At 42.6% G+C, this 26,645-nt stretch carries 24 protein-coding genes; 13 read left to right on the top strand and 11 right to left on the bottom strand.

Annotation, left to right across the window (positions count from 1 at the left end; all coding sequences use genetic code 11):
* Nucleotides 1-144: 144 nt before the first annotated feature.
* The 3 genes from ftsX to ftsY all read right to left on the bottom strand — a co-directional run bounded on the left by ftsX (nucleotide 145) and on the right by ftsY (nucleotide 3,232).
* Complete coding sequence (gene ftsX / locus MED121_RS14900; protein WP_009834556.1) at nucleotides 145-1,167, bottom strand: permease-like cell division protein FtsX; 1,023 nt, start codon at nucleotides 1,165-1,167, stop codon at nucleotides 145-147.
* Entirely contained in the window at nucleotides 1,167-1,838 is a 672-nt protein-coding gene (gene ftsE / locus MED121_RS14895) for a cell division ATP-binding protein FtsE (RefSeq protein WP_009834555.1), read from the bottom strand. The genes ftsX and ftsE overlap by 1 nt, the downstream gene beginning before the upstream one ends.
* 74 nt (nucleotides 1,839-1,912) lie before the next feature.
* Nucleotides 1,913-3,232 carry a signal recognition particle-docking protein FtsY gene (gene ftsY, locus MED121_RS14890; RefSeq protein ID WP_009834554.1) on the bottom strand — a complete coding sequence of 440 codons (1,320 nt, stop codon included), beginning with the start codon at nucleotides 3,230-3,232 and terminating at the stop codon, nucleotides 1,913-1,915.
* 233 nt (nucleotides 3,233-3,465) lie between these two features.
* On the opposite strand from ftsY, the gene MED121_RS14885 reads away from it, so the two are divergent.
* The 12 genes from MED121_RS14885 (at nucleotide 3,466) to MED121_RS14830 (ending at nucleotide 14,605) form a co-directional block, all read left to right on the top strand.
* The gene (locus tag MED121_RS14885) at nucleotides 3,466-4,797 is read left to right on the top strand and encodes a hypothetical protein (protein WP_009834553.1); all 1,332 of its coding nucleotides are present in this window, start codon (nucleotides 3,466-3,468) and stop codon (nucleotides 4,795-4,797) included.
* A 77-nt stretch (nucleotides 4,798-4,874) separates the two neighbouring features.
* Complete coding sequence (rsmD, locus tag MED121_RS14880) at nucleotides 4,875-5,528, top strand: 16S rRNA (guanine(966)-N(2))-methyltransferase RsmD (protein WP_009834552.1); 654 nt, start codon at nucleotides 4,875-4,877, stop codon at nucleotides 5,526-5,528.
* A gap of 90 nt (nucleotides 5,529-5,618) precedes the next feature.
* Entirely contained in the window at nucleotides 5,619-5,981 is a 363-nt protein-coding gene (locus MED121_RS23790; protein WP_009834551.1) for a hypothetical protein, read from the top strand.
* A gap of 159 nt (nucleotides 5,982-6,140) precedes the next feature.
* The gene (locus MED121_RS14870) at nucleotides 6,141-7,610 is read left to right on the top strand and encodes a PepSY domain-containing protein (protein ID WP_009834550.1); all 1,470 of its coding nucleotides are present in this window, start codon (nucleotides 6,141-6,143) and stop codon (nucleotides 7,608-7,610) included.
* A 239-nt stretch (nucleotides 7,611-7,849) separates the two neighbouring features.
* The gene (locus tag MED121_RS14865) at nucleotides 7,850-9,019 is read left to right on the top strand and encodes a homoserine O-acetyltransferase (protein WP_009834549.1); all 1,170 of its coding nucleotides are present in this window, start codon (nucleotides 7,850-7,852) and stop codon (nucleotides 9,017-9,019) included.
* Entirely contained in the window at nucleotides 9,019-9,609 is a 591-nt protein-coding gene (gene metW, locus MED121_RS14860) for a methionine biosynthesis protein MetW (RefSeq protein WP_009834548.1), read from the top strand. The genes MED121_RS14865 and metW overlap by 1 nt, the downstream gene beginning before the upstream one ends.
* Nucleotides 9,610-9,618: 9 nt before the next feature.
* Nucleotides 9,619-10,053, top strand: coding sequence for a DUF4426 domain-containing protein (locus MED121_RS14855; RefSeq protein ID WP_009834547.1), 435 nt, complete (start codon nucleotides 9,619-9,621; stop codon nucleotides 10,051-10,053).
* Nucleotides 10,054-10,068: 15 nt separating this feature from the next.
* Nucleotides 10,069-10,671: an XTP/dITP diphosphatase gene (locus MED121_RS14850; protein ID WP_009834546.1), complete on the top strand. Its 603-nt coding sequence runs from the start codon at nucleotides 10,069-10,071 to the stop codon at nucleotides 10,669-10,671.
* 4 nt (nucleotides 10,672-10,675) lie between these two features.
* Nucleotides 10,676-11,842, top strand: coding sequence for a radical SAM family heme chaperone HemW (gene hemW / locus MED121_RS14845; protein ID WP_009834545.1), 1,167 nt, complete (start codon nucleotides 10,676-10,678; stop codon nucleotides 11,840-11,842).
* 23 nt (nucleotides 11,843-11,865) lie between these two features.
* On the top strand, nucleotides 11,866-12,723 hold the full coding sequence (locus MED121_RS14840) for a hypothetical protein (protein WP_036180566.1): 858 nt from the start codon (nucleotides 11,866-11,868) through the stop codon (nucleotides 12,721-12,723).
* Nucleotides 12,724-12,949: 226 nt separating this feature from the next.
* Nucleotides 12,950-13,519: a TMEM165/GDT1 family protein gene (locus tag MED121_RS14835; RefSeq protein WP_009834543.1), complete on the top strand. Its 570-nt coding sequence runs from the start codon at nucleotides 12,950-12,952 to the stop codon at nucleotides 13,517-13,519.
* A gap of 27 nt (nucleotides 13,520-13,546) precedes the next feature.
* Nucleotides 13,547-14,605, top strand: a complete 1,059-nt coding sequence (locus MED121_RS14830) for a patatin-like phospholipase family protein (protein ID WP_009834542.1) — start codon at nucleotides 13,547-13,549, stop codon at nucleotides 14,603-14,605.
* On the opposite strand, the gene MED121_RS14825 is transcribed toward MED121_RS14830, so the two are convergent.
* Nucleotides 14,591-15,538, bottom strand: a complete 948-nt coding sequence (locus MED121_RS14825; protein WP_036180846.1) for a helix-turn-helix domain-containing protein — start codon at nucleotides 15,536-15,538, stop codon at nucleotides 14,591-14,593. The two genes, MED121_RS14830 and MED121_RS14825, sit on opposite strands and share 15 nt — an antisense overlap.
* A gap of 253 nt (nucleotides 15,539-15,791) precedes the next feature.
* Here MED121_RS14825 and MED121_RS14820 point away from each other — a divergent pair, with 253 nt between their 5' ends.
* Complete coding sequence (locus MED121_RS14820; RefSeq protein WP_009834540.1) at nucleotides 15,792-17,312, top strand: aldehyde dehydrogenase family protein; 1,521 nt, start codon at nucleotides 15,792-15,794, stop codon at nucleotides 17,310-17,312.
* 78 nt (nucleotides 17,313-17,390) lie between these two features.
* Here MED121_RS14820 and MED121_RS14815 read toward each other — a convergent pair whose 3' ends face one another.
* The 7 genes from MED121_RS14815 to MED121_RS14785 all read right to left on the bottom strand — a co-directional run bounded on the left by MED121_RS14815 (nucleotide 17,391) and on the right by MED121_RS14785 (nucleotide 26,469).
* Nucleotides 17,391-18,446, bottom strand: coding sequence for a LacI family DNA-binding transcriptional regulator (locus tag MED121_RS14815; RefSeq protein ID WP_009834539.1), 1,056 nt, complete (start codon nucleotides 18,444-18,446; stop codon nucleotides 17,391-17,393).
* A gap of 103 nt (nucleotides 18,447-18,549) precedes the next feature.
* On the bottom strand, nucleotides 18,550-20,169 hold the full coding sequence (locus MED121_RS14810; protein ID WP_009834538.1) for an alpha-glucosidase family protein: 1,620 nt from the start codon (nucleotides 20,167-20,169) through the stop codon (nucleotides 18,550-18,552).
* 45 nt (nucleotides 20,170-20,214) lie between these two features.
* Nucleotides 20,215-21,315: a sn-glycerol-3-phosphate ABC transporter ATP-binding protein UgpC gene (ugpC, locus tag MED121_RS14805; protein ID WP_009834537.1), complete on the bottom strand. Its 1,101-nt coding sequence runs from the start codon at nucleotides 21,313-21,315 to the stop codon at nucleotides 20,215-20,217.
* Between the two features lie 104 nt (nucleotides 21,316-21,419).
* Nucleotides 21,420-22,565, bottom strand: coding sequence for a carbohydrate ABC transporter permease (locus tag MED121_RS14800; protein WP_009834536.1), 1,146 nt, complete (start codon nucleotides 22,563-22,565; stop codon nucleotides 21,420-21,422).
* 1 nt (nucleotide 22,566) lies between these two features.
* Nucleotides 22,567-23,577, bottom strand: coding sequence for a sugar ABC transporter permease (locus MED121_RS14795; protein WP_009834535.1), 1,011 nt, complete (start codon nucleotides 23,575-23,577; stop codon nucleotides 22,567-22,569).
* Between the two features lie 124 nt (nucleotides 23,578-23,701).
* Nucleotides 23,702-25,060, bottom strand: coding sequence for an ABC transporter substrate-binding protein (locus tag MED121_RS14790; protein WP_009834534.1), 1,359 nt, complete (start codon nucleotides 25,058-25,060; stop codon nucleotides 23,702-23,704).
* 428 nt (nucleotides 25,061-25,488) lie between these two features.
* Nucleotides 25,489-26,469 (bottom strand): carbohydrate kinase, encoded by a 981-nt coding sequence (locus tag MED121_RS14785; protein ID WP_009834533.1) that lies wholly within the window; start codon nucleotides 26,467-26,469, stop codon nucleotides 25,489-25,491.
* Between the last annotated feature and the right edge of the window lie 176 nt (nucleotides 26,470-26,645).

Raw genomic sequence — 26,645 nt, 5'->3', positions numbered from 1 at the left:
CTTACCTCTAAATTAAATTCGTTAACTCTATGACTTGATACTATCAACAAAGTTGCATACTAAATGTGGAAAGAAAGTGTATTCATTTAGCAGTATCAAAATTCGGATTCAATAACACTAAAAATTTTACCGCCTTGCAAGCTTTTATTGCAATTCTATATCAGTAATATGCTTATTAACCGCAATCCAAGCCCCAAGTGTGCCAATAATGGCACTAATGGTTAAGCAAATAACCACTTCGCCAGCACTAAAAGAACTCAGTTGAAAGTCGCTATGGTAGAGTTCGATCAATTGCATAGCAGGTCCACTCACCCATAAACTCACAATCACAATACAAATGCAGGCACATAGACCACCTAATACACCAAACCAAAATCCCATATATAAAAATGGTCGACGAATATAAGCATCCGTTGCACCGACTAATTTCATCACCAGAACTTCATCACGGCGGCTTTCTACCGCCATACGAATGGTGTTACCCACTATAAGTAGTACAGCAATCACTAATAAGCTAGAAAGCGCATATACAAACCTTTCACCAAAGCTTAAAAAACTGGCAAGCCGTTGCAACCATTGAGCATCCAATTCGGCATATTCAACTTGCTCTTGTTCTTCAAGCTCCAGCCTTAGAGATTCCAGTATATCTAAGGTATCTAATTGTACCGCCTCCATTGGAATCACTTGTAACACAATCGGCAAGGGGTTTTCCGGTAAAGAAGACAAAATTTGTTCATAACCACTGACCTGCTCAAAATATCTTAAACCTTCTTCCTTTGAGACATAGCTGACGGAGCGCACATCATCCCGTGCTGAAATTTGGTGGGAAAGAGACAAGGCTTGGGTATCTTCTAACTCTGAAAACAAATACAAGCTAATAACAGATTGTTGCTCCCACTGATCTGTCACTGATTGCACATTTTTCAACATCACATACAAACCACCCGGTAACGACAAGGCAATCGCAATGACCATAAGCGTCATAAAACTGGCCATAGGGTAATTCAATAAACGGACAAAGCTTTCCGTTAATACCGCCTGATGTTGACGCAGGTATTTAGCAAGGTCAAAAGGCTGTCTTTTAACTTTTTGCGTTTTAATCGGTTGGTTAGATTGCCTTGTCGCACCTCGCTGAGGTTGACGATTCGCATTAGGACGAGCGCTCATTAACTAAAGCCTCCGTCATTCACCATTCGACCCTGATTTAAGGTTAGAACTCTGTGTCTCATTCGAGCAACCAAGGCAAGGTCGTGACTGGCCACCAGCACTGTCACCCCCACATGATTAAACTCTTGAAACAGATTCATAATTTCAGCTGAAAGCTTAGGGTCAAGGTTACCAGTAGGCTCATCGGCGAGCAGTAATTGAGGTTTATTAACCACGGCTCTTGCGATACCAATACGTTGCTGCTCACCACCAGAAAGGGCCATAGGGTTGTATTTTTCTTTACCTAATAAACCCACCTTATCTAGCGCGGCGCGAACGCGTTTACCAATTTGAGCATGATCCGCGCCTGACACCTGAAGCGGCAAGGCAACATTATGAAAAACACTACGATCAAAAAGTAATTGGTGATTTTGAAAGACCACACCAACACGACGTCTATGCTCAGGCACGGCTTTTTTTGGCAAGGTGCGAAGATCGGTTCCATCTACCAGAATATTACCCGAGCTTTGGCGCTCAATCATCATCATGAGTTTGAGCAAGGTACTTTTACCCGCACCAGAGTGGCCCGTTAAAAATGCCATTTCACCTTGTTGCAAATGAAAGCTGACCTGACTTAGGGCTTCTTGTCCACTGTCATACTTCTTACCCACTCTTTGAAATTCGATTTCCACACGCCAATCCTATCGGTTGATCTTGCCTGAGCGAAAGCATCAGGCATTCAAATCATCTGGTTAACCTTTGTCGCTTAGTCCTGCTCGAACAAGGCATCAACAAATACGTCGGCATCGAAGGCTCTTAGGTCATCCACCTGCTCTCCCACACCGATAAAACGAATCGGGATTTCAAACTCTTTAGCGATAGCAAAAATAATACCGCCCTTTGCGGTACCATCCAGCTTAGTCAAGGTAATCCCTGACACGCCTACAGCTTCACTGAATAGTTTGGCTTGGCTAATGGCATTCTGACCCGTACCAGCATCCAATACCAACATCACTTCATGGGGAGCATTATCATCAAGCTTTTTCATGACACGAACGACTTTAGAAAGCTCGTTCATTAGGTTGCTCTTATTTTGTAAACGCCCTGCCGTATCAGCAATAACAACATCAAAGCCTTTCGCCCTAGCAGAGTCAATCGCATCAAAAATAACAGATGCCGAGTCAGACCCTGTTTGCTGAGCAACAACAGGCACTTGATTACGCTCGCCCCATACTTGAAGCTGTTCAACTGCAGCGGCCCTAAAAGTATCCCCTGCCGCCAACATGACTTTTTTACCTTCTGCTTGAAACTTCTTAGTCAACTTACCTATGGTGGTGGTTTTACCCACACCGTTCACACCAACCATTAAGATGACATAAGGCGTTTTTTTACCTTCTACTTCAGGTTCACTCAATGTTAATGGTTTAGCAGAACTCGCTAGCATCTGACTTAACTCATGCTTTAATGCAGCCATCAGAGCATCAGCATCTTTTAGCTCCTTACGATTCATCTTCTCTGTCAGAGTCGCAATCAAGCTTTGGGTCGCTTCTACACCAACATCAGCCATTAACAACTGAGTTTCTAGCTCTTCTAATAAATCATCATCAATCTGTTTGCTACCAACAATCAGGTTAGCAAGCCCACTGCCTAAACCATTACGAGTTCGGCTTAAGCCTGCTTTAACTCTTTGCGCCCACGTCAGGCCGGAATCAGCGTCTTCTACTTGAGGCTTTGCAACAGGTGCCGCTTCCAATTCACTTGTTGTCGTATCTGCGGCTTTGGGCTCTTTAGCTTCAACATCTAGGGTTTCTGCTTGGGCGTCTACCTGAGAAGTTTGCTCAAGGCTTTCTGTCTTTTGCTCTGATTCCTGAGAAATTGACGAATCTTCTTTCTTTTCATCCGTATCTAGTTGTTCTGTATCTTTATTATCTTGCTCATTAGTGTCTGCACCCATTTTTTTAATGACGCGAGGTTTAATCACATAAGCTATGATAGCGAGCAATGCACCAATGACGATTGGAGCGTACTGGGCATATTCCCCAAAATAAGGCGTGAAAAACGCAATAATGCTATTAACAAATTCCATTCAGTGGATCTCTTACTGGGCTAAAACTCGATTTTAATCACGATATTTCAGCGAATTGAATAAAATAATTTGGTGGCCTGTGGTAAAAAGGCACAGAAAACAATCAATTTTAACATTATTCCCGCAAGCAAACAGGCCTGTTAGAATGAAATTTAGCCTCTAATTGAATTTCTTAAGGTGAAAAGTCTCTTTTTAAGTCAATCATTAAGCAAAGGGTAAAGTACATTATTCTTATGAAACAGTCTGACAAGCCATTATTTAGTAAACCTGTCCTTGCAGGGTTGATGATTTTTATTAGTTTAATGGTGCTAGTACTTAACCTGACCGCTCCACCTTCTAAATACCCTAAGGCGCATATAGAAAGATGGTCAAATGACTCACAAATCCCCATTACTTGGATTAACCAAGATATTTGGCAAGGCAGTAATAAATTAGAACTTAGAATACGCTTTAGCCATGGTCGCAGCCAAGATGCAAAATTAGGCTTAACAGATGCTCTTTTTTCTTTGCTTTTATTAGACACCTTACCACTTAGCACCAGCCCAATTAATCAACGCTTGGCCGATGTTACAACTAAACTCAGCTATCATGTCGGACACCAAACAAGCGAACTGGCTATTACCTTAAATAGTGAACCGCGCTTCCTAGCGGAAAGTATGGCCATTCTTATTCCTTGGTTTAAGCAGCCCCAGTTTAAAACACGTACTTTTCATAAATGGCAACAATCCCACACGCCATATTACCTCTCCAATAAGGCACAATTAGAGCAAGCCTTATTTCCAACCCTAAACTCACTTCCACTTGATGGCGTGCTCGATGAATACAGCCTTAACCTTGACGATATCAAGCAGCACTATAATCAATTACTTGCGAACATCGACAGCATCACCTTGGTAGGAGACTTACAAGAAACCACAAGTGTGCAATCTTATGTGGCTCAACTCACCCAAGGTACAAGCCATTCAGAGTTGATTAATAAAGCGCAAATAGCAACGAAAAATAGCTTACAAACCCAAGTGGGTGAGCAACTCATTGAAAGTCACGGAGCCTTTGCTTTTGCAGAGCCAACATCAGCGAAAGACTGGATTAGCCTGCAAATTTGGCTGCCTTATTATTTATCACAACTAAAGCGGGCTAGCGCACCAAGTTATGTTCAGTTACACCTAGAATCGTCTCCTACTCAGCATTGGTCTTGGTGGAGTATTCAGCACCAACAAAGTGTATTACAAGATAGTCAAAAATTAGGGCAGCAAATCCAGCAAGATACGTACTTCTCTAAGGTCATACTTGAAAGCGCCACCACCAGCCTAGATCAAGAACGCTTTGAAAAAGCATTAGCCGCTTACCAGGACAAGCTTACCCAATATGTGCTTGCCCCAAGTTGGTGGGCTCGCATGGCAAACCAGGAAACACAAAAGATGCAAAATGGCACAGGGCTGGATTTTGAAAAGTGGAATGATACTTATGCCAATGCTATTAATGACCTGAGTTTTACTGACTTTAACGCCAGTATTCGTCGACTAGTCTTAGTCTCTAGTCTGCAAGAGCTTCAGCAAAGACAGTAGTTATTAGGGCTTTCTTAATCAGGGTTGAGCCTTTAAAATAGCCAGCCTTAAAAGCCCTACCAGTTGGAAGATTAGCCATGAACGCCCGCTCACGCGCCCCTAAAAAACTTGATCACGCCACCAATAAATCCAAGCAAAAAAGAGCTAAGTTAAGAATCATTGGCGGCCAATGGCGTTCACGTATGCTACCTATCCCAGAACTTGAAGGGTTAAGACCCACACCAGATAGAGTTAGAGAAACGCTGTTTAACTGGATCAATGCTTATGTACCTGGCGCTAAATGCGCAGATTTATTCTGCGGTTCTGGTGCACTCGGACTTGAATCCTTGTCTCGTTCAGCAAAGAGCTGTGTCTTTGTCGATGCCTCTCGTGTCGTTACCCAACAAATGCAGCAAAATTTAGCCACCCTTGGCTGTAAAGATGCCTTAACACTCAATCAAGATGCGCTGACCTTATTAAAGCTTCCCTTAGACTCTCTGCAAGAAAGCCAACCAAACTTAGCCGATAAAGCCCCTTTTGATTTAGTCTTTATTGATCCACCTTTTCGTAAAGGCTGGGTCGAAAATATCCTCCCTTTGCTCACACAAGGTTGGCTTGCAGAAGGTGCTCTCGTCTATTTAGAAATGGAAAAAGAAACCCCTTTGCCTAGTATTACTCAATCATGGGACTTGTTAAAAGAAAAAACGGCAGGCCAGTTAACCTATCGTCTCTTTCAAGTTCATACTCATTAATGTAAATTTGATCACTATCAGATAAAACTGAATCAAATGACACTATCATCCATAGTTTCCCATTATTAAACTCAAGGAAAGCAGAGCAGGATGCGCACGTTTAGTTCAACGTTCACAGCGTCTAAAAAACTCTTAGTACTGCAACTGCTTTGCTGGTGCTGCTTTTTTGCCCTGCCCGCAATCAATGCTCAGGGTCAAGTCAGTGGTTATTGGGTTTCTCTTTGTACTACTGCTGGCATTGAACTCGTTAAAATAGAATCATCCTCAAGTGATTCAAAACAGCATCAAACCACCCAATGCCCTTGTGTTCAGGATGTCATCTCCCTAAGCTTTCCTGAGCTTCCCAATCAGTTTAATGACACTTCAATACCACAGGTTCACTATGCAAGCAGGTTCTCAAAAACGAGTCCCTATGCGCTTGCCCATCCTAGAGCACCGCCTCTTTATTCTTAGTTCTATCTTCTGTAATCAGCCTGAACACCTGATTGCAACTTGTAAGAGTACTAGCTGAGCACTGCTTAATTTTAAGCAGTGCTTTAGTGCGTCTGTGCGCACCTTTTTTATCTATTGAGTTTGCCAATTCCCCATTGGCATAAAAAATAAAGGTTTCCCATGTCTATTCCACTTTCCAATCCAGAATCCAAACAAGAACCCAAACAAAAATCTAAACCTGTCTCACGACAGTTTTACCATTCAGTCTGGCGTTGGCACTTCTATGCCGGGCTATTTGTTGTGCCTTTTTTAATTATCCTTTCAGTCACAGGCCTCATCATGCTGTATCAGCCTGTCCTTGAACCACTGCTTTACCAAGACAAGTATTTTGTTGAAGTTGGAGAGCAAAAAGCCTCCTTTGAATCCCAAAAAGAAAGTATCAACCTTGCCTATTCAGGCACTATCAAAAAATTTATTCAGGGCAAAGCAGCTAACCAGAGCAATCAATTTATCGTTAACACCCCAGAAGGTATTAACCTCAAAGTCTTTACCAATCCTTATTCAGGCCAAATACTGGGTGATTTCAACCTAGATGATAATCTCTATGCCTTAAGTAATGACATACATGGTAGTTTGCTGATTGGGGATTTAGGTGACAGATTAATGGAGCTCGCCGCGAGTTTTACCATTCTACTGGCGGTCTCTGGAAGTTACTTATGGTGGCCAAGAAACACCGCTAAGAAACATGCTAATAATCGCTTTATTCAAGCGCTTAAGATCAGAAAACAAAATGGTAAACGACTGTTTTGGCGTGACCTACATGCCATTACCGGTCTAGTATCACTTATCTTTTTAGTTTTCTTCTCTCTTTCAGGGTTAGCTTGGAGTGGTATCTGGGGCGGTAAATTTGTTCAGGCTTGGAGCAGCTTTCCGATGGAAAAAAGCGCTTCTAGCTTTAATTCAAATCCTCAAGTCGATCCAGAAGATATTCACGCCAACCATAAAAGTTTAAATACGGGTGTGATTGAAACCATGCCATGGAACCTAGAGCTTAGCCCTTTGCCCGAATCAGGCACTGACTCAGGCTTAAAGGGCATAGAGCAAGGTGTTAAAGTTAACCTTGATTCTGTTTCTGCTTTTGCTAAGCAATTTGGCTTTACTCATTTCACCATTAGCCTACCAAGTAATGAAACCGGGGTTTTTACGGTTGCAGCCAATACCATGAGTGGTGATATTCAGGACGCAACGCAAGATAGAACCCTGCATTTAGATCAGTATACCGGTAAGGTGTTAGCCGATATTGGTTATGCAGATTACAACCTAGTGGCTAAGTCTATGGCGGTAGGTATTGCTTTACACCAAGCTAATTACAGCCTTTGGAACCTTATTCTTAATACCTTAGCCTGTGTCATGATTATCCTGTTAAGTGTCAGTGGCATTTACATCTGGTGGTTACGTCGCCCAAGTCAAAGCCGAGGCTTAAGCGCTCCCCCTTTGCCACAGAATCTAGGTCGTTGGAAAAATGCCAGCATACTCATGCTCATCTTATCTTTATTCTTACCTTTGGCTGCCATTTGCCTAGTTAGTTTAATTATTTTAGATGCAATCCTTGTACGCTTTATGCCTAGTATTAAGCGTATTTATCAGTAATTAGGGAAGCCATAAATACGTCCTTAAAAAGGAGCAAGGCGACCTACTTTGCTCCTTTTTAAGGCTTATTCACTGCTTATTTATCTTATGAAACGCTTAATAAGGTAGAGAGCTTGAAGGCCTTATGCACACAAGATAGACTGTGCGCACAAAAGTCTTTTTTTAGGCCGTTAAAAGGTCTAAATCCCTGACTAAATTCGCTTTTCGAGTCATCTATTCAAATCAGGAAACCTATTCGTATGCCGGACAAGATTCCAGCCGATTCCGTTGGTATTGTGACCCCTCAAGTGGCCCACTTCGATCAGGCTCTTAGCCTAAGTTGTGGTCTTGAGCTTACTCAATATGACCTAATCTATGAGACTTACGGCACCCTTAATGCCGAGCGCTCAAATGCTATCTTGATTTGCCATGCATTAAGTGGCGATCATCATGCAGCTGGCTTTCATAGTATGGATGATAAAAAACCCGGTTGGTGGGATAGTGCAATCGGTCCAGGTAAAGCGATAGATACCTCACGTTTTTTTGTCATCTGTTTGAATAATCTCGGAGGATGTGGCGGCAGTACCGGCCCAACATCCATGAACTCAGAGACAGGCAAAGTTTGGGGAGCTGACTTTCCTATCGTCACAGTAGAAGACTGGGTTGAAAGCCAAGCTCGCCTTGCAGATACATTAGCCATAGACACTTTTACAGCCATTGTTGGTGGTAGTTTAGGCGGCATGCAGGTTTTACAGTGGAGCATTCGTTACCCAGAGCGTTTAAAGTCAGCAGTTATTATTGCTTCTGCCCCTAAACTATCGACGCAAAATATTGCCTTTAATGAAGTGGCAAGACAGTCTATTAGTCGAGACCCTGAGTTCCATCAAGGGGATTATCAAGCACAGCAAACTTTGCCTAAAAACGGTTTAGGTTTGGCTCGTATGTTGGGGCATATAACTTATTTATCGACAGATTCTTTAGGGGAGAAGTTTGGCCGCACCATGCGCCATGAAGAATACCAATACAACTACGACATTGATTTCGAAGTTGAAAGCTATTTACGTTATCAGGGTGAAGCTTTTACTAAACGCTTTGATGCCAATACGTATATGTTGATGACGAAGGCCTTGGATTATTTTGATCCGGCAGCTAAAGCAGATGGAGACCTAGCCAAGGTGCTAGCGGTCGCTAAGTGCGACTTTTTATTAGTTTCTTTCTCTACCGACTGGCGCTTCTCACCAGAACGAAGCGAAGAGATAGTGGATGCTCTAGTTAAAGCCGGTAAGCACGTCAGTTACGCCAAAGTCGAAGCAAGCCAAGGCCACGATGCCTTTTTATTCCCTTTGCCTCGCTACATGGCTGCCCTCACTGGGTTTTTAAATCGTACACACAAAAATCTCCTATCTCATAACAGCAAGGAGGCCAAATAATGCGCGCCGATTTAGACATTATTAACGAATGGGTTCAACCAAAAAGCCGAGTCCTTGACCTAGGTTGTGGTGAAGGTGAATTACTCAGTCATATTATTGGCAGTAAAGAAGTACAAGGTTATGGTCTTGAGATAGATGCGGCGCACATTAATCAATGTATTGAAAGTGGTGTGCCCGTACTAGAGCATGATTTGGATAAAGGTTTAGGTAACTTTGATAACGAGAGCTTTGATTTGGTTGTCATGACCCATGCACTTCAGCAGTTTCGTCGTCCAGACCTCCTATTAGATGAAATGTTACGAGTGGGTAAGGAATGTATTATCACCTTTCCTAATTTTGGTCATTGGCGTAACCGTATTCACCTTGGCTTGAAAGGCCATATGCCGGTTTCCGAGTTCTTACCTTATAATTGGTATGATACGCCCAACATTCACTTTTGTACTTTTAAAGACTTTGAACACCTTTGCCAAGAAAAAGGCATTAAGATCTTACGTTCTGCCGCCGTTGATGGGCAGCTAAGAGACAGATGGTGGATTAAAGCCATGCCAAACTTATTCAGTGAAACCGCAATATTTCACGTCAGCCGTTAGGAAGATTCCATGAAACACATCATTATTTTCTTTTGCTTTATCTTAAGTACCCTAACCTATGCGGAGCAAAAACAGAGCTTCGGAGAACTAGAGGTACATTACAACACCTTCGAATCTACCTTTTTGACACCTCAAATTGCCCAACAATATGGCTTCATCAGAAGTAAGGGCCGTGGTCTATTAAATATCGCAGTGATCAAGCCGAGTAAGTCCGCGTTACCTCAAACTTTGCCAGCCATAGTGACAGGCACAGTCACCAATTTAATAGGACAAATTGTTAAACTCGACTTTGTTACCATAGACGAAGGCAACGCGATTTATTATATTGCCGCCTTTACAAAAACTAACGATGAGATTTTACGCTTTAAAGTGGATGCTAAACTCAATGCAAATAGCGCCCCAATGACAGTAAAGTTTCAAAAACACCTCTATGTTGACCGATAATAAAGGATCATTTGCATGAGTAAGACCCTTGTCTTAGCCAGTAATAATACCGGTAAAATTAATGAATTTAATGAGATGCTGGCCGACCTTGGTTTTGAAGTAAAACCCCAAGGTGAGTTCAATGTAGAAGAAGCCGAAGAAAACGGTTTAAGTTTTATCGAAAACGCGGTTTTAAAAGCCCGAAATGCCTGTGCTCAAACAGGTTTACCGGCAATCGCTGATGATTCAGGTATTGAAGTGGATTACCTAAACGGTGCGCCAGGAATTTACTCAGCCCGCTTTGCAGGCGAACATGGAAATAGCCAAGCCAATAATGCACTTTTGCTCGAAAAGCTTGAAGGTGTGCCAGAAGAAGAACGTACAGCGCGTTTCCATTGTGTACTCGCTTACATGAAGCATAAAGACGACCCAACACCTTTAGTCTTTCATGGTGTGTGGGAAGGTTCAATATTGACCGAAATTCAGGGCAAACATGGTTTTGGCTATGATCCTGTTTTTTATGTGCCAAATCGCGACTGTAGTGCGGCCATGCTCACCAAAGACGAGAAGAATCGTATCAGCCATAGAGCCATAGCATTACAACAGTTACTGGCAGCTTTTGAGCAAGTTGACGCTTAATCTGATGCCCCATAATCTGCCACCTTTAAGCCTTTATGTGCACCTGCCTTGGTGTGTTAAAAAGTGCCCCTATTGTGACTTTAATTCACACCAAGCCGATCGCTTCGAAGAAGAAGGTAAGTTGCCAGAAGCCGCTTACCTAGCACAATTATTTGCCGATCTTGAAATCGATCTTGCTTATGTTCAGGGCCGGCAGATTCAAAGCATGTTCATCGGCGGTGGCACCCCAAGCTTAATGAGCGCTGATTTTTATTATCAGCTCATGGCAGGGCTCAAACAAAAGCTGGACTTTGTGTCCAATGCTGAAATCACCATGGAAGCCAACCCTGGCACCTTCGAGCAGGAAAAATTCGCTCATTTTCGCAAAGCTGGTATCAATCGTCTCTCCATTGGCATTCAAAGTTTTCAGCCAAACCTGTTGAAAACCCTAGGAAGAATCCACAACCGAGAAGAAGCCATGGCTGCTGTGGATAAGTCTCGCTTAGCTGGCTTTGATAATATCAATATTGATTTGATGCATGGCTTACCAGATCAATCCCTTGAACAGGCGATGGAAGATTTAGAAATTGCCATCAAACTCGCCCCTGAACACCTTTCTTGGTATCAGCTAACCATAGAACCTAATACCGAGTTTTATCGTCGTCCTCCCGAGCTGCCTGAAGATAATACCCTTTGGCACATTCAAGATATGGGGCAAGCCTTGTTAAAAAAACACGGCTATGCGCAATATGAAGTATCAGCTAATTCGCAAATAAACAAACAAGCCAAGCACAACCTAAATTATTGGCGCTTTGGCGATTACCTTGGCATAGGCGCTGGCGCTCACGGTAAGATAACCTTAGCGGATGGACAGATTTTCCGTACTCGCAAAACCCGTCATCCAAATCACTATCTGGGCAACTTACCCCCTGCGCTCTGTATTAAAGAAAGCGTTGAAAAAGACGATATGCCTTTTGAGTTTCTAATGAATCGTTTACGTTTATTTGAAGCTTTTGACTTAGATGAATATCAAATTTTTTGTCAGCATAAACCGCCTGAGTCCTTATTAAAGCAGCTAGAAAAAGCCGTTGAGAAAGGCCTATTGGAGGCAGATGACTGGCAGAATAAACGTATTTGCACCACAGAAAAAGGCAAACTCTTTTTAAATGAGTTACTGGAAATGTTTTTATAAGCACCAAGCAAGGATTAAGCCTGATGAGACTCATTTTTCTATTATGCTTATGCGTATCTTCAACTAGCTATAGCAAGCAATACTTCTCCTTGGGTCTTTCAGAGAATGATTGGTTTAAGCAATCCAGTGAAAGCAAATACCAATTAGACCATAGCCAGTATCAACACTTTCAATATGGTTTCTCAGAAGCCATCATACCTGCGCTACTTGTGGATCTGAGTTTAGATAAAGACAAAGATGTAACCGCATTTTCTATCAGCTACTACTGGAAGGAACACTTTTTCCAAGTGGACCAAGGGACGATATCTGGCACCATAGATGATGGGTCAAACGGCACTTTCTTTAATCAATACCAACAAATTCTGATTTTAGAAAAGACCTTTAAAAACTATGAATACCTACTGGGTACAGGCTATCGAAAAAGTAAAATACCGCATAAATTTAGCTATGGCTCCAGCACCTTACAAGACGACGCCTTAAGCATTACTACCTTTGGTATCGGGCTTTATAATGATCCCATTTACAACTATGTCCATGGAGACCAAATGGGCGAGCAAAAACGCAGCTACTTTGCCGTCTCTGCTGTGCTTGGACTATCTCAAGCTATCAGTAGTGATGCAAGTGCATTAAGTAGCAATAACGCTGATGGCGAAAAATGGTTCTTATTTGGTGCCCAAGGAAATTATGAAATAGGTTACTTCTACGGCTATAAAAATCAGGATTATTCCTTAGCTGCCAACCTGGGCTACCAAGTACAAAGTGATATTTTAGTGAGTGGCAGGCCTTTTGACTTATTAGACTCCAGCAATAACCAGCTTAATTTATCTAGCCTGAAACGTTTTACCCATGGGCCTATTGCAAGAATAAGTTACGCTTTTTAAGCTCGTAATTTCCTTAGCAATAATGTTAAAATCAAACACCTCTTAAGGGAGTAATTTCCTTGTCAGCTGGTATAGGCTTACAAGGTTCTTTATCAACATAATCGAACCTCAAGTTCGTGGTAAAGAAGTCCTACTGGGATTAATGAGACTTAAGACAAATTCCTGTTCCAATGTGGGCGACAGGCTTTTGTCTTATTGTCAGTCAGCCCACATTAGGAAACCTTATATGCAAGCTTTAATCGCATCACTAAGCTCAGTCACTCTGGCTGAAATCGGCGATAAAACCCAATTACTGACCCTCTTTCTTGCAACTCGCTTTGCATCAAAAAATGCCATCATAATGGCGATTCTAATAGCCACCTTAATCAATCATGGCATCAGTGCCTATTTTGGCCTTTGGTTAAGCTCCTTACTACCTAGCAAGGGACAAACTTGGTTAATTGGCTTGAGCTTTATTGCAGTAGGCTTTTGGCTACTGATCCCAGATAAAGAGGATGAAGATGAGAATAAACTGTTCAAATACGGCGCTTTCATTACCAGTTTTATCCTGTTTTCACTGGCTGAAATTGGCGACAAAACTCAGGTCGCGACTGTCATTCTAGGCGCAAACTTCCCACAAACCCTACAAGTTGTCATAGGTTCAACGCTGGGCATGCTGCTGGCTAACCTGCCCATGATTTATGCGGGTAACTACCTGATGCAAAGAATTAATTTAGACAAATCTCGTCGTCTCGCTTGCGGCTTATTTTTACTCTTGGGGGTCGCTACAATAGCCTTACCTATGTTAAAGATATAAAGCGAAGTGATTGATAAGGATAGGGAAATGTCTAAATTAGAGATTCATGCTGGCCCAGAAGCTTTAGCACAGCTGCAACAAGAAGGTTTTAAAAGCAGTTTATTTAGCCACTTTTTAGGGGCGAGCGGTGGTCCTAAATGGTTTTCTCATTATGCGTTGGATAGCTATTTAATCTCAGAGTTTTTCCAACAAAGAGATACGCCTCTGCATTTTATTGGCTCTAGTGCTGGCGCTTTTCGCGCCTCATGTTTTGCCCGTAAAAACCCAGTAGAAGCGTTAGAGAATTTAGCTAGGCTATACTCCCAAACACGTTATGCAAAAAATGCAGATGCGAAACAAGTTAGCCAACAAACACGTGAACTTATCGAAGCTCTTTTTGGTGATGATGGCGCCAATGAAATTATCAATAATCGCTTATACCAAGCCCATTTTATCCTTGCTAAATGCCAAGGCTTAGGGGCAAGTGAGCAAACAAGCTTACAACTTGCGGGAATGTTAACTAGCTATATTAAGAACCGTTTTGGTCGCCAATATCTCGCAGCTCAATCCAAACGCTTTATCTTTCAGCCTGCCCATAGTCAGTTACAAGTCAGTGACCCTTTTAAGATACCGACCCAACAAGTCACATTAACTCAAGATAATATAAAAGATGCCTTGCTCGCTTCAGGCTCTATCCCCTTAGTAATGGAGGGTATTGCTAATATTGCAGGAGCCCCCAAAGGCATATACAGAGACGGTGGCTTAATCGATTACCACTTTGATTTGGATTTTAAAAACCAGGGCTTAATTCTCTACCCTCACTTTGATGCTAACCCTAAAGCGGGTTGGTTTGATAAGTCGCTGAGCAGAACACCACAAGCCAGTCATTATGATAAAACCGTTATTTTATGCCCTTCTGCTGAGTTTATTCGCTCTTTTCCTTTCGCCAAGATTCCAGATCGCAATGACTTTAAAAAGATGGATGATGAGGCGCGTATTCCTTATTGGCAAAAAGTCATGGCCATGACACAAGTATTGGCCGAAGAGTTAGACAGCCTGATTGAAAAACAAGACCTAAGCCAGATTAAGCCTTTAGCATTCAGCTAACGTATTGAGTCTCTTAAATTCAGTCGGGGATTTTCCATACCTTAAATAAAAGCGACGACTAAAGTGCGACACATTTTGAAAGCCGCTTTCAATACTGGCTTGGGTCACACTCATACCTTGTTTAAGCTTGTTTGCCGATACTTCAATTCGCCTTTGCATCTGATATTCACCCGGGGTACAACCTAGCTGTTGCTTAAAACGTTGGAAGAATTTAGAGCGACTCATACAGGCAAGTTTTTGTAATTGTTCCGTATCTAAAGGCAAATCTAGGTAGTTTTCTATATGTTGCAATGCCTTGTGTAGGCCTGTGAGTTCAGGATCATAATCTAGTTGTTTAAGCAAAAAGTTACGCGCTTGCTGCTGCAACATACGCACGGTTAGTTCAGAAATCCCAAGCTCTATCATCAAATCTCGCTCATCACTATTTTCTGAATAGAGCGCGACTAACCTTTCTAGCAAAGACTGAGTCGGTTGGGATAAATCCATATGCAAATGATCAGAGTCACGATAGCGCCACTCGCCAATTTCCATCATAGGTTTATTTTTAAAATTGAGTTGATCACTAATTTGTTGAATTCGAGCCTGGCTTAGATTGATGGTCAAACAGGTCGTTGGGGCTTGCTCCTTGGCTAAAGGAAAATCAATATCAATATGTTGATTCGGGGACATGACAAAGGATTGCTGCGGTAAAAAATCAAAGGCAACATCATCACAATGCACTACTTTTTTACCTGTAAGCATGCCACATAGGGTAATACCATCCGAATCTAATCCCACCCGATTCGCACTTTCGTAAGTGTCATAAATACTTAACTCAGACTCCAACCCAGCAAAACCAATACGGTTTTCCACCATCTTTAACTGGTTAGATCTAGCCCTATTTACCTTACTATCCGTCTCTTTTAATACAGACTTTGCTGCTAAAACTGCCATCAATTCGCCTCGCCATCTTTTTATTATTTTTAAGCATATAACCATTAACTCCATTTTACATAAGGGCTCAGTTTGGACTGAGACAACAAAGGTTTGGACTGTCAGAGCAATGGCTAAAGAAAAACAAGCATAAGATGTTTTAAAGCAAGTCCAAAACATCGTCAATCATTTTGACAGAGATGAAAAAGATTGGGACTAGCCATTAGTAGCAAATTAACCTCATTAAACAAAAATAAAAAGACGGAGTTACAAGATGATTTATCAACCACCAGGTCACCCTGAATCCCCTATTCAATTCAAAGATAAATACGCCAACTTCATTGGTGGCGAATGGGTTGCCCCTGTTAAAGGCCTTTACTTTGATAATGTTAGCCCGGTAACGGGGGAAGCCTTTTGTCAGATTCCACGCTCTAGTGCTGAAGATGTCGAGCTAGCGCTGGATGCCGCTCACAAGGCAAAAGGCGCTTATGGCGCACTATCCGTCACAGAGCGCTCTAACTTATTGCTTAAAATAGCCGATCGTATCGAAGCAAACTTAGAAACGCTTGCCGTGGCTGAAACTTGGGATAACGGTAAAGCCGTGCGTGAAACCCTGGCTGCGGATATTCCATTAGCCGCTGATCACTTTCGTTATTTTGCTGGCTGCCTAAGATCTCAAGAAGGTTCAATGGCAGAAATTGATGGCCATACTGTGGCTTATCATGTGCACGAGCCGCTAGGCGTTGTTGGCCAAATTATCCCTTGGAACTTCCCCATTTTGATGGCGGCATGGAAACTTGCTCCAGCATTAGCGGCGGGTAACTGTGTGGTGTTAAAACCTGCTGAACAAACACCTGCCACCATTTTAGTGCTGATGGAGCTAATCGCGGACCTGATACCGGCCGGTGTTGTTAACGTCATTAACGGTTATGGTGCAGAAGCAGGCCGTGCCCTTGCCACCAGCACTCGCATCGCAAAAATTGCCTTTACGGGTTCCACCCCGGTTGGCCAAGAAATTCTTCGTTGTGCTGCTGAGAATTTGATCCCATCTACCGTTGAGTTAGGGGGTAAATCACCAAACATCTATTTTGAAGATGTAATGCAACATGAGGATGAGTTTGTCAGTAAAGCCGTTGAAGGTTTAGTACTGGCCTTCTTTAACCAAGGGGAAGTCTGTACTTGTCCTTCTAGGGCCTTGATTCAAGAAAGCATTTATCCAGAATTTATCGATATGGTGGTTAAACGTACCCAATCGATTGTGCGTGGCAATCCATTAGATACAGACACTCAAGTAGGTGCTCAGGCCTCTCAAGAGCAGTTTGAGAAGATTATGGGTTATATGGATATCGGTCGTGAAGAAGGGGCGGAATTCTTAATTGGTGGTAATGCAGAGCGCTTATCCGGTGCTTTCTCCAAAGGTTATTATGTGCAACCAACCCTGATGAAGGGCAACAATGATATGCGCATTTTCCAAGAAGAAATTTTTGGGCCCGTCGTTGGCGTTACTACCTTTAAAGATGAGGCGGAAGCGCTACGTATTGCCAATGATACCGAGTTTGGTTTGGGCGCTGGTCTTTGGACTCGTGATATGAACAGGGCTTATCGTATGGGTCGAGGGATTCAAGCGGGCCGAATTTGGACCAACTGCTACCATGCATATCCTGCACATGCGGCATTTGGCGGCTATAAAAAATCAGGCATAGGCCGTGAGACCCATAAATTAGCCCTTGAGCATTACCAACAAACCAAAAACCTATTAGTGAGTTATGACACTAACCCACTGGGTTTCTTTTAAGCTCAAATAAAGATTTCACTCGTCACTAAAAACAGCACGCATACAAGTTTATGTGTGCTGTTTTTTAGGACACTTTAATTAAGGACAGCTCTCTCTAATCACCAGCTCAGTTTGCAGTACTTCATCCTTGGCTTCTCTTAAGCCGAGAAACAACTCTGCTGCGACACGTCCCTTTTCTTCATTCTGTTGATGCACTGTCGTAATAGTTGGATGAATATTGGCACTTTCAGGAATACCATCAAAGCCAACAACATTGACATCTTCAGGCACTCTCAGCCCCATTTGTTGAGCCACCTGTACCGTGGCTATCGCAATAATGTCACTCATACATATGATAAGTTCAGGTCTGTCTATCATACCTAAAGCTTCTCTTGCGGCTTGATGAGCCAGCTTATGGCTGCTTTCAGGAATATTCCAAATATTCTCAGAGCTAATTTCGTAATGACACTCTTTCATGGCATCCATATAGCCATGCAGGCGACGTATCGAAATAGACGCCGCAGCATCTAATAATTCATCATCACGAATACGACAAACACGGTTAGAGTCCAGCAAAGCCAAGCCCAAAATCGCCACACTTTTAGGCTCTCTTTTTAAAGCATGTAAAGTGATTTCCTTAGCGCCTTCATAGTTTTCAACATTCACTGAAGCACAACCTGGAATAAAACTATCAACCGCAATCGTATGTTTATTGGGAAGAGACCAAGGCGCATTAGGGAACTGCTGGGGTTTATGGCCATAGACAATAAAGCCATCAACCATGGAAGACTGCATACGAGTTTGAACATCTTGCTCGGCATCATGGGATGAGAGCAGCAACATATTGTAATCATGGGCATCTAGCACTTCTGCCATACCACGCAGAAATTGACTCGCAACTGGATCTGACATGCTGTAATTCAGCTTATCAGAGAGCACAATACCCACTATGCCAGTACGACCCGTTCGTAAACTACGTGCTGCAGCATTAGGACCAAAGTAACCAATATTTTCGCACTCTTGCAGAATATTGGTGCGTAGTTCTGCCGATAATTGATCGGGCCGGTTAAACGCATTAGAAATGGTCGCTGTGGATACTTGAAGCCTAGCAGCAACATCTTTAAGGGTTAATCGTCTAGGTAAGTTAGCTTTCATAAAATCTTCTTATTATTCGTGAAAGACGTGAAGCCAGTGACAGAGTCACTGGCTTCCTACTAACCAACTCAATGCTGTTTTAATAAGCGTAATTTAGAACTTATTAATCAATACGAGCATAAAATGCTTGGTAAGCAGGCAGACTTAAGGTTTGCTCTGTCAAACTTGCAACAAAGCCATGTCCCTCAAGCACAGTCGTCACAGCCATAGGCAGTGCCGCTGTTTGCACATCTTTCGTCATGTTAATGACTACCAAGATTTTTTTGCCTTCATACTCACGTACGTAAGCAATCAAATCTTGGTTGTTTACTTCAACTTGGGCCAGTTCACCATTCAATAATTCAGGTTGAGACTGACGCCATTTAATAAGTTGGCGAACCTTATTCAACAAAGAAGCGGGATTAGCTTCTTGCTCGGCAACAGACAAGGCAAGGTGCCTTTTATCCACTGGCAACCAAGGTTCGATTGTTGAAAAACCGCCCTGTTCTTCTTTATTCCACACCATGGGTGTACGACAGCCATCACGACCTTTAAAGACAGGCCAAAGTGGAATGCCATAAGGGTCTTGAATGCGTTCAAAAGGCACATCCGCTTCTGGTAAACCTAACTCTTCACCTTGATAAATACAGACACTGCCACGTAACGAGGTAATCAAGGCAAGGGCAACTAATGGGTATGCAATGGCATCTTCACCTTCACCCCAACGCGTCGCAGAACGCACAACATCATGATTAGACAAAGCCCAACAAGGCCAGCCATCACCCACAATTTCCTGCATATTGGCCAAGACATCACGGATGTAAGTTGGCGAATGTGGCGTATTTAGCAAATCAAAGGTATAGGCCATATGCAGCTTATCACCACCTGAAGTGTATTCCGCCATACGCTCCAATGGATAATCATCCCCTAATTCACCTACCGTAGTGCTACCAGGAAATTCATCCATCAAACTGCGCAGATCTTGTAAGAAGCCTAGGTTTTCTGGACGGCTGATATCATACACATGTCGTTGATATGTGTATGGATTATCATGCGGAGCCCCCATAGTCTTTGGCTCACCTTCTGGTACAGGTGGGTTATCTTCTAAACCTTCACTATGGTAGTAGAAGTTAACCGTATCTAGACGGAAACCGTCCACACCTAGCTCTAGCCAAAAACGCATATTGTCTAATTGCGCTTGACGAGCCGCTTCACAATGGAAGTTAATATCTGGCTGGCTCGTCAAAAAGTTATGCAAATAATACTGCAAACGACGACTATCCCATTGCCAAGCGCTGCCACCAAAAATAGACAACCAGTTATTTGGTGGTGAACCGTCTGGCTTAGGATCAGCCCAAACGTACCAATCAGCTTTATCATTCGTTTTGTTCTGACGGCTTTCTTCAAACCAAGGATGAGATTCAGCAGAGTGGCTTAATACCTGATCTACCATCACCTTAAGGTTTAATTCATGGGCACGAGCTATCATCTTTTTGAAGTCGCCTAATGAACCGAATAATGGGTCTATGTCACGATAGTCAGACACATCATAACCAAAATCTTTCATTGGTGAAGTGAACACAGGTGACAACCAGATCGCATCAACTCCCAAGGAAGCCACATAATCCAGTTTTGTTGTGATGCCAGCGATATCGCCCACACCATCACCATTTAAGTCCATAAAACTACGTGGATATATTTGGTAAATAATACCGCCTTTCCACCAGTTTAAGTTGGTTGTCATTAGACGCTCCAATAAGTAAATCAGTAGTTATTAATTAAGTTTGCTTTACAGCCGGCGGTAGTTATCGCCAGCGGCATTAAACAAATGCATTTTTTCAGGTTTAGCTGTTAGGGCAATACGATCACCCCGTTTGTAATTTAGCGTACCAGCCAATTTAGCCACCACAAGGTCAGCCCCTTCTTGCGTTTTCACATACAACAAGGTGGCTTCACCTAGGGACTCAACAAAGGAGATATCCCCTTCTACCAGAACAGGATCAGTCTCTGACTCACGCACTTTAAGGTCTTCTGGACGCACACCGAATTGTGCTGATAAGCCTTTCTCTTGCTCTTTCAGTTCAATGGGCATCAAGAAATTATGGTTTGTGTTTAAGGTCAGCTCTGCTTCCTTGCCGACTTGGGTAATAGTGGCAGGAATAATATTCATGGCAGGAGAGCCAATAAATTTCGCAACAAAGACATTAGCCGGATTTTCATAGAGGTCTAGCGGTGCACCCACCTGCTCGATGTTACCCGCTGATAGCAGAACGATACGGTCCGCTAAGGTCATCGCCTCAACCTGATCATGGGTCACATAAATCATGGTCGATTCAGGCATGCTTTCTTTTAAGTTGGCGATTTCCATACGTGTTGCCACACGAAGCGCTGCATCTAGGTTAGAAAGTGGCTCATCAAACAAGAAAACTTTTGGCTGGCGGACAATGGCACGACCAATCGCTACACGCTGGCGTTGTCCACCCGATAGGGCTTTTGGCAAACGGTCTAAATAGTTAGTGAGTTGCAACATATCAGCAGCTTTACGCACTTGTTTGTCTATTTCTTCTTTGCTTACTTTGGCAATTTGTAAGCTGAATGCCATGTTGTCATACACTGTCATATGCGGGTATAAGGCATAACTTTGAAACACCATGGCGATACCGCGTAGTGCAGGTGGAATGTCATTGACCACATCCCCGTCAATCTCCAAAGTACCGCCCGAAATGCTTTCTAGGCCTGAGATCATTCGTAGCAAGGTGGACTTACCGCAGCCTGATGGCCCTACAAATACAATGAATTCACCTTGTTTGATGTCTAAGTTAATATCGCGCATGACCTCTACGTTGTTATCGTAGATTTTCTTCACATTCGTTAATTTTAAATCTGCCATTTGTTGCCTCTTTATCCGCTTAGCCTTATTAGGCTTACGTCTTAAATTCTAAAAATTGTTAGTCGTATTTTGTCTGTCAGTGGACCGATTAATCTGGTCAAAATCTATTTCACTGAACCCGATAACAAGCCTCTTACAAGGAATCGTTGCAAACCAATAAACACACCCAGTGGCACTATGATGGTAATAAATGCGGATGCGGTTAGAATTTCCCAGTTGCCTCCACGAGAGCCTAATAACTCACGTAAACGTCCTGTCAGCACGAGCTGCTCTTCATTGTTACCAAGGAATACCATGGCGATTAACAAGTCATTCCAAACCCATAAGAATTGGAAGATAGAGAAGGAAGCCAATGCAGGGAAAGACAATGGCAGAATGATTTTTCTGAAAATATCGAACTCAGAGGCACCATCAACACGTGCTGATTCAATAATTTCTCTAGGTAATCCCGCAATATAATTACGTAATAAATAAATCGCTAAAGGCAAACCAAAGGCGGTATGGGCAAGCCAAATCCCCACATAGGTTTTCGACCCAGTACCTAAAAACTCACCAATCACATTATAAGAACGTAATAAGGGAATCAGAGACATTTGCAGAGGTACCACTAACAAACCCACCACGGCAGCCACCATTAAGGCCCGCCCTGGAAACTTCATCCAAGCTAAGGCATAAGCGGCAAATGCTGCCATCAATATAGGGATAATAGTGGCGGGTATGGTCACAGTTAACGAGTTAATAAAAGACTTGCCCAACCCCTCTGAAGTCAGTACTTCACGATAGTTATCTAAGGTAAAGCGCGGTGGAATTTCGGCCGTATAAAAGACCCGCTGACCGCGACCTTTAAAGGCCTTAGGAGAAGTAATAACATAGTCACCGTTCGCCTGTACGATTAAGGTTTTACCCTTCTTCATTTCAGCTTTAGTGCCGGCCTCAAAGGCTTGTGGCTTAAGGGAGCTATAGCCAAACTGGCTCACTGTATTGTCACCCGCCTCAGCAAACACATTGCCACGAATCACATATTGGCCATTTTCCATTGATTGGTCTTTAGGGATCTCAATCCGTGTCACTAAACGCTGTTCGGACGCAGATAATGCGGTCCACCAGCCAGAAACAGATAGCTGATCCTTATCTCGGATCGAAGAAATAAACAGACCTGCCGTTGGGATAGTCCACATTACCACCAGAAAAAGAACCGTCAGGTGCACAACAAAGGTTAATGGGGAACGAGTAGTTGAAGATGTAACCATGTTAACGGCCCTCCATTTCAGCATTGGCACGGCGGATATTCCAAACCATGATAGGGATTACAAGCACCATAATAATAATGGCAATAACAGCACCACGACCTGAGTCGCCGCCCCCCCTAAACATCCAATCAAACATTTGATTGGCCAATACTTGGGTATTCCATTGACCATTTGTCATGGCGAGTACGATATCAAAGACCTTCAATACCAAAATGGTAATTGTGGTCCAAACCACTGCGATTGTGCCCCAAATTTGTGGCACCATAATACGGAAGAAAATTTGCACCCCATTAGCGCCATCTAACACAGCAGCTTCAATCGTTTCTTCTGAAATACCACGTAATGCGGCTGACAGAATAACCATGGCGAAACCTGTTTGAATCCAAATCAAGATAGCCATCAGGAAGAAATTATTCCAAAAGGGTATGGTGATCCAAGCCTGAGGTTCACCACCGAAGAACACCACTATGGCATTCAATAAACCGATTTGCGCATCATCACCACTGCGAAAATCATAAATAAATTTCCAAATAACCGACGCACCAATAAACGAAATGGCCATTGGCATAAAGATTAAACTCTTAGCGATATTGCCCCACCAGATTCGGTCCGTCATGGTCGCAATCACTAGGCCTAAGAATGTTGCCGCTGTTGGCACCACAATTAGCCATAACATATTGTTTTTAAATGATTCAAAGAATTCTGAACTAGAAAACAACCAACTGTAGTTATCAAAACCAATAAAGTTTTCACCGGTTCTATCTAAAAAAGATAAACGTAGAGAATCAAAAACCGGAAAAATAAGGTAAAAACCAAGCGCTAATAACGCTGGGCCAATAAACAACCATGGTCGAATGGTATTAGTAATACGCAGGTTTTTCGCTATCACTAGATGAGGGCGATTTTTGGTTGGAAAGCAGATATCGAGTAATAGGTTTGAGCCATAAAAATAAATAGCACAGCCTAGAACACCGATAGACATGACAAACAAAGCAGAAATGAGTTGTCCCATGGGACCTCCATTCCGTATCAAATAGCCAAGTTAGAAAGCCGACTATTTAAAGGTGAGACGAAAGCAGGCCCCTAACGCGTAGGGGTACAAGGGGCCTGTTTATGAACTAAGGGTATTGCTTGAGTTACTTCAAAGTATCCCAGTTTTCTTGGATCTCTGTTGCCACGGTTTTCGCATCTTTACCACCGGCATAATCGACCATGCCAGTCCAGAAAGAGCCCGCACCAATCTTACCTGGCATCAGGTCAGAGCCATCAAAGCGGAAAGTGGTTGAGTAACGTAAGATCTCACCTTGCTTCTTCGCTGATTCAGAAGAATACAGATCAATGTTTACACCTTTATGAGCGGTTAAGAAGCTCTTCTGCGCCATCCAGATTTCATGGGCAATCGGTGTACGAATGAAGTCCATAAAGGCACGCGCACCTTTAGAATCTTTGGTGATACTTAACATAGTACCGCCACCCAATACTGGGTTACCTAGATTTTTCGACTCGTAAGAAGGGAAGTAGAAGAAATCAGCATCAAGTCCAAGAACCGTTTCTTCAGGGAAGAATGCTGGAATGAAAGACGCTTGTCTGTGCATGTAACATTTTGGTGGTGAAGCAAAAAGACCTTTAGGGCTATCACGGAAGTCAGTGGCAGCAACCGCTCGACTACCACCATCAACATTGTCATCGTTACGGATGAACCAACCAAAATCTTCAATGGCTTCAACAACACGAGGATCATTGAATTTAATTTCATTGCTCACCCACTGGTCATAAACACTTGCAGGTTGAGTACGTAATAATAGATCTTCCACCCAATCAGTTGCAGGCCAGCCAGTTGCTGCGCCTGAACCCAGACCGATACACCAAGGTGTACCACCGTCGGCAACGATCTCTAGAGTTAATTCTTTTAGCTCTTCCATGGTTTGAGGGATGTCATAGTCAGCATCCGCGAAATTCTCAGGTGAATACCAAACCAAAGATTTTAAATCAGCACGATAGAAAACACCGTATAGGTTTTCTTCATTTTGTTTGTTTTTAAAGGTTGCAAGATCAACCCAAGACTGTCCAGCAGCATAGTTGTCTTTGACCCAATCACCCGTCTTATTATCAAGTGGTGTTAATAGGTTTTTAGAAGCAAGGTCAGCGGCTAAGCCAGGCTGAGGGAAAATAGAAATGTTTGGCGCACTACCCGCCTGAGTATCGATAACGATTTGCTGCTCAAAAGAGTCAGAGCCTGCATAATTCACTTTAGCGCCTGTTGCTTCTTCAAAATAAGCAATCACACTTTCAAATGAGGTTTTTTCATCACCTAACCAAGGGCCAAAAACAGTGACAGTTTCACCTGACAGGTCTGTAGACTTAAGCGCTTCATAAGATGCCCAGTTAAAACGTGCATCTTCATTGGGTGTGAAAATAAGAGATTGTGCAGTGGTTTGAGCAGATACCGCACCTAGAGCTAGGGCGATTGTGGCGGATAACAGAGACTTTTTCATTGTCACTCCTTCATGGCCTATTAGATAAAACTAACTGACCTTTATTTTTATTATGCTTAAACAAAGTTTGCTTTCTAACTCTTCTATAAGGATTAAGAAGATCCGTAAATTATTAACAATGAGGTTTTGCCTTTCAAGTTAAGCGACTACTTAAATTTGTCTTAATTTAAATTTAAGTAAAGAAAGAAAATATAAGTTTAAAGTGAAGTTTTTGAAGGGGATTTGAAATATTAAAAATTAATACTTATAAAGCAATGAGTTATAGAGGCACGAAACACTGACTTCGTAGAGGATTTTCTTAATAAACCCAGTTCAGTTTTCACTTGGTTATTAATTAATCAATTTAAGAAGATTTTAGAATGCGGCTTAAGCTCAGCTCTTCTTATGCAATAAACCGCAAAATTGATCATTTTTTATTCTTAAACGTTTTAAGAAACCTCTAAATTTTTAAGCATGCCAGCAACATCTTCTTGGCTAGGCAGAGCAGGATAAGCACCATACTCAGTGACGGCACAGGCACCAGAAGCAACGGCATAATGTAAAATGGATTGCCAGCTTGCTTGCTCTAATGCTGCACAGGCTTGCACACTTGGTGCTAAACGAATTAATTGAGCTAACAAGCCACCCACAAAGGCATCGCCCGCCGCTGTGGTATCTTTCACATCCACTTTAGGGGTTTGAACTTCTCCCTTTAATGTCTTAGTGAAGTAGCGCACACTGTTCGCACCATCGGTTAAAACAAAGACTTGTGCTTTATTCGCTAAGGTTTCTTGTATCAAGGCCATAGGGTCTTGTGTCAGCTCAACCAGTTCTTCCATGCTGGCTTTAATGATATGCGCCTGCATCACCCAATCAATCACACGTTCTTTATCGGGTGACCCATTTGGCCAAAGATTGGATCTTAAATTTACATCACAAGAAATTAGCCAGCCCGCTTGTTCAGCTAACGCCATACCCGCAAGGCTTGCCTCAGTAATATTCTCATCTGTTAAAGTGTTAGAACAGGTATGAAAAATACCCAGCCCTTGGTTAAACCAAGCGGAATCAAAATACTCGGCACGATACAAGATATCCGCCGATGCTTGGCGATAAAACTCAAAGGTTCGCTCACCATCACTATCAAGACTGACAAAAGCAAGTGCGGTTTTTGCGGCCTGACTAAAGCGCATATTCTCGATGTTAACACCATAGTCTGCTAGGCAATCCGCTAAGAAGCGTCCAAAACTGTCCTCCCCTACTTGTCCAACAAAGTGACTATTAATGCCTAGTTTTGCAGCGGCGACGGCCACATTAGCTGGCGCACCACCTGGATACTTAACAAAGCTTTCATTCACATTCTCAGCATTGGATGGGCTAGCAAGAAAGTCAATCAGGGCTTCACCAAAGGCAATCAGTTTTGGACTGGACATAGCATTCTCTCAATTAGGTTTAACAACTTAATACTGACTAAATTTTGTTCATTATTTAATCGAATAAACAAAGTATGTAAGCTAAATACATTTAAATCAATCTAATTTATTTAATAGTTTTCACTAAAAACAGCTAAATTGGTTATCCACTCAATTCTTGTTAAACTCTCACTATG

The organism is Marinomonas sp. MED121 (assembly GCF_000153025.1).
In the GTDB taxonomy this organism is placed as follows: Bacteria; Pseudomonadota; Gammaproteobacteria; order Pseudomonadales; family Marinomonadaceae; genus Marinomonas.
This window is presented reverse-complemented; position numbering and strand designations above follow the sequence as displayed.

What these genes read in the sequence shown, in the direction of transcription:
- MED121_RS14785 (WP_009834533.1), bottom strand. Translation starts at nt 26,469, where the DNA reads ATGTCCAGTCCAAAACTGATTGCCTTTGGTGAAGCCCTGATTGACTTT.
- MED121_RS14865 (WP_009834549.1), top strand. Translation starts at nt 7,850, where the DNA reads ATGCCGGACAAGATTCCAGCCGATTCCGTTGGTATTGTGACCCCTCAA.
- MED121_RS14870 (WP_009834550.1), top strand. Translation starts at nt 6,141, where the DNA reads ATGTCTATTCCACTTTCCAATCCAGAATCCAAACAAGAACCCAAACAA.
- ugpC (WP_009834537.1), bottom strand. Translation starts at nt 21,315, where the DNA reads ATGGCAGATTTAAAATTAACGAATGTGAAGAAAATCTACGATAACAAC.
- MED121_RS14855 (WP_009834547.1), top strand. Translation starts at nt 9,619, where the DNA reads ATGAAACACATCATTATTTTCTTTTGCTTTATCTTAAGTACCCTAACC.
- MED121_RS14800 (WP_009834536.1), bottom strand. Translation starts at nt 22,565, where the DNA reads ATGGTTACATCTTCAACTACTCGTTCCCCATTAACCTTTGTTGTGCAC.
- MED121_RS14820 (WP_009834540.1), top strand. Translation starts at nt 15,792, where the DNA reads ATGATTTATCAACCACCAGGTCACCCTGAATCCCCTATTCAATTCAAA.
- hemW (WP_009834545.1), top strand. Translation starts at nt 10,676, where the DNA reads ATGCCCCATAATCTGCCACCTTTAAGCCTTTATGTGCACCTGCCTTGG.
- MED121_RS23790 (WP_009834551.1), top strand. Translation starts at nt 5,619, where the DNA reads ATGCGCACGTTTAGTTCAACGTTCACAGCGTCTAAAAAACTCTTAGTA.
- ftsX (WP_009834556.1), bottom strand. Translation starts at nt 1,167, where the DNA reads ATGAGCGCTCGTCCTAATGCGAATCGTCAACCTCAGCGAGGTGCGACA.
- MED121_RS14795 (WP_009834535.1), bottom strand. Translation starts at nt 23,577, where the DNA reads ATGGGACAACTCATTTCTGCTTTGTTTGTCATGTCTATCGGTGTTCTA.
- metW (WP_009834548.1), top strand. Translation starts at nt 9,019, where the DNA reads ATGCGCGCCGATTTAGACATTATTAACGAATGGGTTCAACCAAAAAGC.
- MED121_RS14835 (WP_009834543.1), top strand. Translation starts at nt 12,950, where the DNA reads ATGCAAGCTTTAATCGCATCACTAAGCTCAGTCACTCTGGCTGAAATC.
- ftsY (WP_009834554.1), bottom strand. Translation starts at nt 3,232, where the DNA reads ATGGAATTTGTTAATAGCATTATTGCGTTTTTCACGCCTTATTTTGGG.
- MED121_RS14885 (WP_009834553.1), top strand. Translation starts at nt 3,466, where the DNA reads ATGAAACAGTCTGACAAGCCATTATTTAGTAAACCTGTCCTTGCAGGG.
- MED121_RS14840 (WP_036180566.1), top strand. Translation starts at nt 11,866, where the DNA reads ATGAGACTCATTTTTCTATTATGCTTATGCGTATCTTCAACTAGCTAT.
- MED121_RS14850 (WP_009834546.1), top strand. Translation starts at nt 10,069, where the DNA reads ATGAGTAAGACCCTTGTCTTAGCCAGTAATAATACCGGTAAAATTAAT.
- MED121_RS14830 (WP_009834542.1), top strand. Translation starts at nt 13,547, where the DNA reads ATGTCTAAATTAGAGATTCATGCTGGCCCAGAAGCTTTAGCACAGCTG.
- MED121_RS14810 (WP_009834538.1), bottom strand. Translation starts at nt 20,169, where the DNA reads ATGACAACCAACTTAAACTGGTGGAAAGGCGGTATTATTTACCAAATA.
- MED121_RS14815 (WP_009834539.1), bottom strand. Translation starts at nt 18,446, where the DNA reads ATGAAAGCTAACTTACCTAGACGATTAACCCTTAAAGATGTTGCTGCT.
- MED121_RS14825 (WP_036180846.1), bottom strand. Translation starts at nt 15,538, where the DNA reads ATGGCAGTTTTAGCAGCAAAGTCTGTATTAAAAGAGACGGATAGTAAG.
- rsmD (WP_009834552.1), top strand. Translation starts at nt 4,875, where the DNA reads ATGAACGCCCGCTCACGCGCCCCTAAAAAACTTGATCACGCCACCAAT.
- MED121_RS14790 (WP_009834534.1), bottom strand. Translation starts at nt 25,060, where the DNA reads ATGAAAAAGTCTCTGTTATCCGCCACAATCGCCCTAGCTCTAGGTGCG.